The 6445-nt window shown below is 60.0% G+C and carries 1 pseudogene; it reads right to left on the bottom strand.

The window, feature by feature from the left end:
* A pseudogene (locus tag PC358_RS26605) lies at window positions 1–6445 on the bottom strand (immunoglobulin-like domain-containing protein); the annotation flags it as partial.

Below are 6445 nucleotides of genomic sequence, written 5' to 3'. Positions count from 1 at the left end.
GACCATCTTTGTTGGTCAGGGTGATGGTGTAAGTGATTGCACCACCTTCGGTGACCGAAGGTGTGGCGGTCAGCTTGGCAACCACGTCGTCGGTGGTGTCGGTGGCTTTGACCGACGCCGCATCGCCCAGTTGCAGGTTTTCAAAGGCACGACCATCGACATCGACGGCGGACTTGATACCCAGGCTGATTTCGCCGGCGTCTTTGTAGACGTCGTCGCCCTGCGCGTCGTGGCTATACGGCGCGCTGGTTTCGCCCGCCTTGATGGTGACCTGAGCATTGTTGCTCAGGGTCACGACCAGGTCGTGGGCCAGGGCGGTATTGATGTGGACGGTGAAGGTCGGCTTCACGTTCTCGGCAACCGAGACTTGGTCAGCAGTGATGGTGACTTTGACCACGTCGCCTTCGTTGCCTGGGGTGCTCGGCTCGTCAGTCACAGTAGTGCTGACCGGCGTCTTATCCAGAACGAGGTTTTCGAACTTCCAAGCATCAGCGCCGCTGACTGCTTGCAGGCTCTGCTCTACCGGCGCGTTGGTCCCAACGTAAACGTTGTCAGGCGCGGTAACGGTGACGAAGCCCGAGGTGCTGTTGGCCGGCACAGTGATGACCGTTTTGCCGTCACTCAGGGTGAAGTACAACGGCGAGTGGTTATCGATCGGCAGACCGTCTTTGTTGGTCAGCGTAACGGTATAGGTGATCTCGCCACCTTCGGTCACCGAAGGGGTAGCGGTCAGTTTGGCAATGACATCGTCGGTGGTATCGGTGACTTTGACCGACGCCGCGTCGCCCAGTTGCAGGTTCTCGAAGGCGCGACCATCGATGTCTACTGCCGATTTGATACCCAGACTGATTTCGCCGGCGTCCTTATAGACGTCGTCGCCCTGCGCATCGTGGGTGTAAGGCTCGCTCGAAGTCTCACCAGCCTTGATGGTGACCTGAGCGTTGTTGCTCAGGGTCACGACCAGGTCGTGCGCCAACGCGGTGTTGATGTGGACGGTGAAGGTCGGTTTGACGTTCTCGGCAACCGAGACCTGGTCAGCAGTGATGGTGACTTTGACCACGTCGCCTTCGTTGCCTGGGGTGCCCGGCTCGTCGGTCACAGTAGTGCTGACCGGCGTCTTATCCAGAACGAGGTTTTCGAACTTCCAAGCATCAGCGCCGCTGACTGCTTGCAGGCTCTGCTCTACCGGCGCGTTAGTCCCAACGTAAACGTTGTCAGGCGCAGTCACGGTAGTGAAACCGCTGGTGCTGTTGGCCGCTACGGTAATGACCGTTTTGCCGTCACTCAGGGTGAAGTACAACGGCGCGTGGTTGTCGATCGGCAGACCGTCTTTGTTGGTCAGCGTAACGGTATAGGTGATCTCGCCACCTTCGGTCACCGAAGGGGTAGCAGTCAGTTTGGCAATGACATCGTCGGTGGTATCGGTGACTTTGACCGACGCCGCGTCGCCCAGTTGCAGGTTCTCGAAGGCGCGACCATCGATGTCTACTGCCGATTTGATACCCAGACTGATTTCGCCGGCGTCCTTATAGACGTCGTCGCCCTGCGCATCGTGGGTGTAAGGCTCGCTCGAAGTCTCACCAGCCTTGATGGTGACCTGAGCGTTGTTGCTCAGGGTCACGACCAGGTCGTGCGCCAACGCGGTGTTGATGTGGACGGTGAAGGTCGGTTTGACGTTCTCGGCAACCGAGACCTGGTCAGCAGTGATGGTGACTTTGACCACGTCGCCTTCGTTGCCTGGGGTGCCCGGCTCGTCGGTCACAGTAGTGCTGACCGGCGTCTTATCCAGAACGAGGTTTTCGAACTTCCAAGCATCAGCGCCGCTGACTGCTTGCAGGCTCTGCTCAACCGGCGCGTTAGTCCCAACGTAAACGTTGTCAGGCGCGGTAACGGTGACGAAGCCCGAGGTGCTGTTGGCCGGCACAGTAATGACCGTGGTGCCGTCGCTCAGGGTGAAAGTCAGGGCCGAGTGTTTGTCGATCGGCAGACCGTCTTTGTTGGTCAGCGTGATGGTGTAGGTGATCTCGCCACCTTCGGTCACCGAAGGGGTAGCGGTCAGTTTGGCAACCACGTCGTCGGTGGTATCGGTGACTTTGACCGACGCCGCATCGCCCAACTGCAGGTTTTCGAAGGCACGACCGTCTACATCGACGGCGGACTTGATGCCCAAGTTGATCTCACCGGCATCTTTGTAAACGTCGTCGCCCTGCGCGTCGTGAGCGTACGGCGCGCTGGTTTCACCGGCCTTGATGGTAACCGTGGCATTGTTGCTCAGGGTCACGACCAGGTCGTGCGCCAGCGCGGTGTTGATGTGAACGGTGAAGGTCGGCTTCACGTTCTCGGCAACCGAAACCTGATCGGCCGTGATGGTGACCTTGACCAGATCGCCTTCGTTGCCCGGAGTACCTGGCTCGTCGGTGACAGCGGTGCTGACTGGGGTTTTGTCCAGAACCAGGTTCTCGAACTTACCGACATCAGCGCCATCAACCGAAGCGATCGACTTGATCACTGGGTCGTTCGCACCGACGTAGTCGTTGTCCGGAGCAGTGACAGTGACAGTGCCAACAGTGCTGTTGGCCGGCACGGTAATGACGGTTGTCCCGTCGCTCAGCGTGAAGGTCAGCGCCGAGTGTTTGTCGATCGGCAGACCGTCTTTGTTGGTCAGCGTGATGGTGTAAGTGATTGCACCGCCTTCGGTCACCGAAGGGGTAGCGGTCAGTTTGGCAACCACGTCGTCGGTGGTATCGGTGACTTTGACCGACGCCGCATCGCCCAACTGCAGGTTTTCGAAGGCACGACCGTCTACATCGACGGCGGACTTGATGCCCAAGTTGATCTCACCGGCATCTTTGTAAACGTCGTCGCCCTGCGCGTCGTGAGCGTACGGCGCGCTGGTTTCACCGGCCTTGACGGTAACCGTGGCATTGTTGCTCAGGGTCACGACCAGGTCGTGCGCCAGCGCGGTGTTGATGTGGACGGTGAAGGTCGGCTTCACGTTCTCGGCAACCGAGACTTGGTCAGCGGTGATAGTGACCTTGACCAGATCACCTTCGTTGCCTGGGGTACCTGGCTCGTCGGTCACCGTGGTGCTGACCGGGGTCTTGTCCAAGGTGAGTTGTTCGAACTTCCAGGCGTCTGCGCCGCTGACCGCTTGCAAGCTCTGCTCAACCGGGGCGTTAGTGCCGACATAAACGTTGTCTGGTGCAGTAACGGTGGTGAAACCGGTGGTGCTGTTGGCCGGGACGGTAATGACCGTTTTACCGTCACTCAAGGTGAAGTACAGCGGCGAGTGGTTGTTGATTGGCAAACCGTCTTTGTTGGTCAGGGTGACGGTGTACGTGATCTCGCCTCCTTCGGTGACCGAAGGGGTAGCGGTCAGCTTGGCGATGACTTCGTCGGTGGTATCGGTGACTTTGACCGATGCCGCGTCGCCCAGCTGCAGGTTCTCGAAGGTACGGCCATCGACATCGACCGCAGACTTGATGCCCAGGCTGATTTCGCCAGCGTCTTTGTAAACGTCGTCGCCCTGCGCGTCGTGCGTGTATGGCGCGCTGGTTTCGCCAGCCTTGATGGTGACGGTGGCATTGTTGCTCAGGGTCACGACCAGGTCGTGGTCCAGGGCAGTGTTGATGTGAACGGTGAGGCTCGGTTGGACGTTCTCGGCGACCGATACCTGGTCAGCGGTGATGGTGACTTTGACCACGTCGCCTTCGTTGCCCGGAGTACCTGGCTCGTCGGTAACCGTAGTGCTGACCGGGGTCTTGTCCAAGGTCAGTTGCTCGAACTTCCACGCGTCTGCGCCGCTGACCGATTGCAGGCTCTGCTCTACCGGGGTGTTGCTGCCCACGTAGACATTATCCGGAGCAGTAACAGTGGCCGTACCGACGGTGCCGTTGGCTGGCACTGTGATGACCGTTTTGCCGTCGCTCAGGGTGAAGTAGAGCGGCGAGTGGTTGTTGATTGGCAAACCGTCTTTGTTGGTCAGGGTGACGGTGTACGTAATCTCGCCTCCTTCGGTGACCGAAGGCGTAGCGGGCAGCTTGGCGATGACTTCGTCGGTGGTGTCGGTGACTTTGACCGACGCGGCATCACCCAGCTGCAGGTTCTCGAAAGCACGGCCATCGACATCGACGGCGGACTTGATACCCAGGCTGATCTCACCGGCGTCCTGGTAAACGTCATCGCCTTGCGCATCGTGGCTGTAGGGCGCGCTGGTTTCGCCCGCTTTGATAGTGACCGTAGCGTTGTTGCTCAGGGTCACGACCAGGTCGTGGGTCAGGGCGGTATTGATGTGAACGGTGAAGGTCGGCTTCACGTTCTCGGCGACCGAAACCTGGTCGGCGGTGATGGTGACCCTGACCAGGTCGCCTTCGTTGCCGGTGCCTGGGGTGCCCGAATCTGGCTCGTCCGTCACAGAAGTGGTGACGGTATCACCACCCAAAGTCAGCTTCTCGAAGTTGTCTGCGCCCGATACCGACTCAAGCTTGTTGGCGACAGCGCCCTGACCGCCGACGTACACGTCATCTTGAACCGTGATGGTCGCAGTGCCGGAAGCACTGTTGGCCGGAATCGTGACTTTTGTACCGTCGGTCAGGGTGAAGGTCAGCGCGCCGTGCTCAGTGACAGACAGGCCCTGTGCGTTGGTCAGCGTGACGGTGTAGGTCACCTGGCCACCTTCGGCCACGGTTGCCTTGTCCACAGTCAAAGTTGCAACGACTTCGCTGACGGTGTCCGAAACGTCAACGGTCGCCGGGCCGCCGATGGCCAGATTCTCGAAGGTAGCACCCGCGACAGTGGCGCCGGTGACGCTCAACGTCACAGAGCCGGCGTCCTTGATTACGTCATCGCCTTGGGCCGGAGTCTTGTACTCGACTTCGGTCTTGCCTGCCTCGATGGTGACGGTTTCGCCGTTCGACAGCGTTACGGTCAGCGGACGGTCCAGCGCCTGGCTCACTTTTACCGTAAAGGATGGCTGCTGATCTTCAGTCACGTTGCCGTTGCTGACGATGCTTACGGTGACGGTATCGATACTGTCATTGATTACAGTCGACGCCGGGGTCGGGTTCGGCGTCAGCTGCTCGAAGTTACCGCCGGTAGCGCCGGTGATTCGAAGTTGCCGCCGGTAGCGCCGGTGATTCGAAGTTGCCGCCGGTAGCACCGGTGATGGAGGTAGTGACAGTCGAGCCGGTGTTGTAGACGGCGTTATCCGGGGTCTGGAAGTCAACGCTGCCTGGGGTTTTGCCGGCTTCGACGGCGATGATCTGACCGTTCGACAGGGTCTCGGTGACAGGCGTCTGGGCAGGGTTGCTCAGGGTCACGTCAGTTGCTCGAAGTTGCCCCCGGTAGCACCGGTGATGGAGGTAGTGACAGTCGAGCCGGTGTTGTAGACGGCGTTATCCGGGGTCTGGAAGTCAACGCTGCCTGGGGTTTTGCCGGCTTCGACGGCGATGATCTGACCGTTCGACAGGGTCTCGGTGACAGGCGTCTGGGCAGGGTTGCTCAGGGTCACGTCAGTTGCTCGAAGTTGCCCCCGGTAGCACCGGTGATGGAGGTAGTGACAGTCGAGCCGGTGTTGTAGACGGCGTTATCCGGGGTCTGGAAGTCAACGCTGCCTGGGGTTTTGCCGGCTTCGACGGCGATGATCTGACCGTTCGACAGGGTCTCGGTGACAGGCGTCTGGGCAGGGTTGCTCAGGGTCACGTCAGTTGCTCGAAGTTGCCCCCGGTAGCACCGGTGATGGAGGTAGTGACAGTCGAGCCGGTGTTGTAGACGGCGTTATCCGGGGTCTGGAAGTCAACGCTGCCTGGGGTTTTGCCGGCTTCGACGGCGATGATCTGACCGTTCGACAGGGTCTCGGTGACAGGCGTCTGGGCAGGGTTGCTCAGGGTCACGTCAGTTGCTCGAAGTTGCCCCCGGTAGCACCGGTGATGGAGGTAGTGACAGTCGAGCCGGTGTTGTAGACGGCGTTATCCGGGGTCTGGAAGTCAACGCTGCCTGGGGTTTTGCCGGCTTCGACGGCGATGATCTGACCGTTCGACAGGGTCTCGGTGACAGGCGTCTGGGCAGGGTTGCTCAGGGTCACGTCAGTTGCTCGAAGTTGCCCCCGGTAGCACCGGTGATGGAGGTAGTGACAGTCGAGCCGGTGTTGTAGACGGCGTTATCCGGGGTCTGGAAGTCAACGCTGCCTGGGGTTTTGCCGGCTTCGACGGCGATGATCTGACCGTTCGACAGGGTCTCGGTGACAGGCGTCTGGGCAGGGTTGCTCAGGGTCACGGTGTAGGAGATCACACCACCTTCGGTGACCGAAGGATTGGCGGGCAGGGTCGCAGCCGTCACATCGCCCGAGTCATTGATCGTGGTCTGCGCTGGGGTCGGGTTAGGCGTCAGTTGCTCGAAGTTGCCGCCGGTAGCACCGGTGATGGTGGTAGTGACAGTCGAGCCGTTG

This window comes from Pseudomonas capeferrum (genome assembly GCF_000731675.1).
GTDB classification, from domain to species: domain Bacteria; phylum Pseudomonadota; class Gammaproteobacteria; order Pseudomonadales; family Pseudomonadaceae; genus Aquipseudomonas; species Aquipseudomonas capeferrum.
This window is presented reverse-complemented; position numbering and strand designations above follow the sequence as displayed.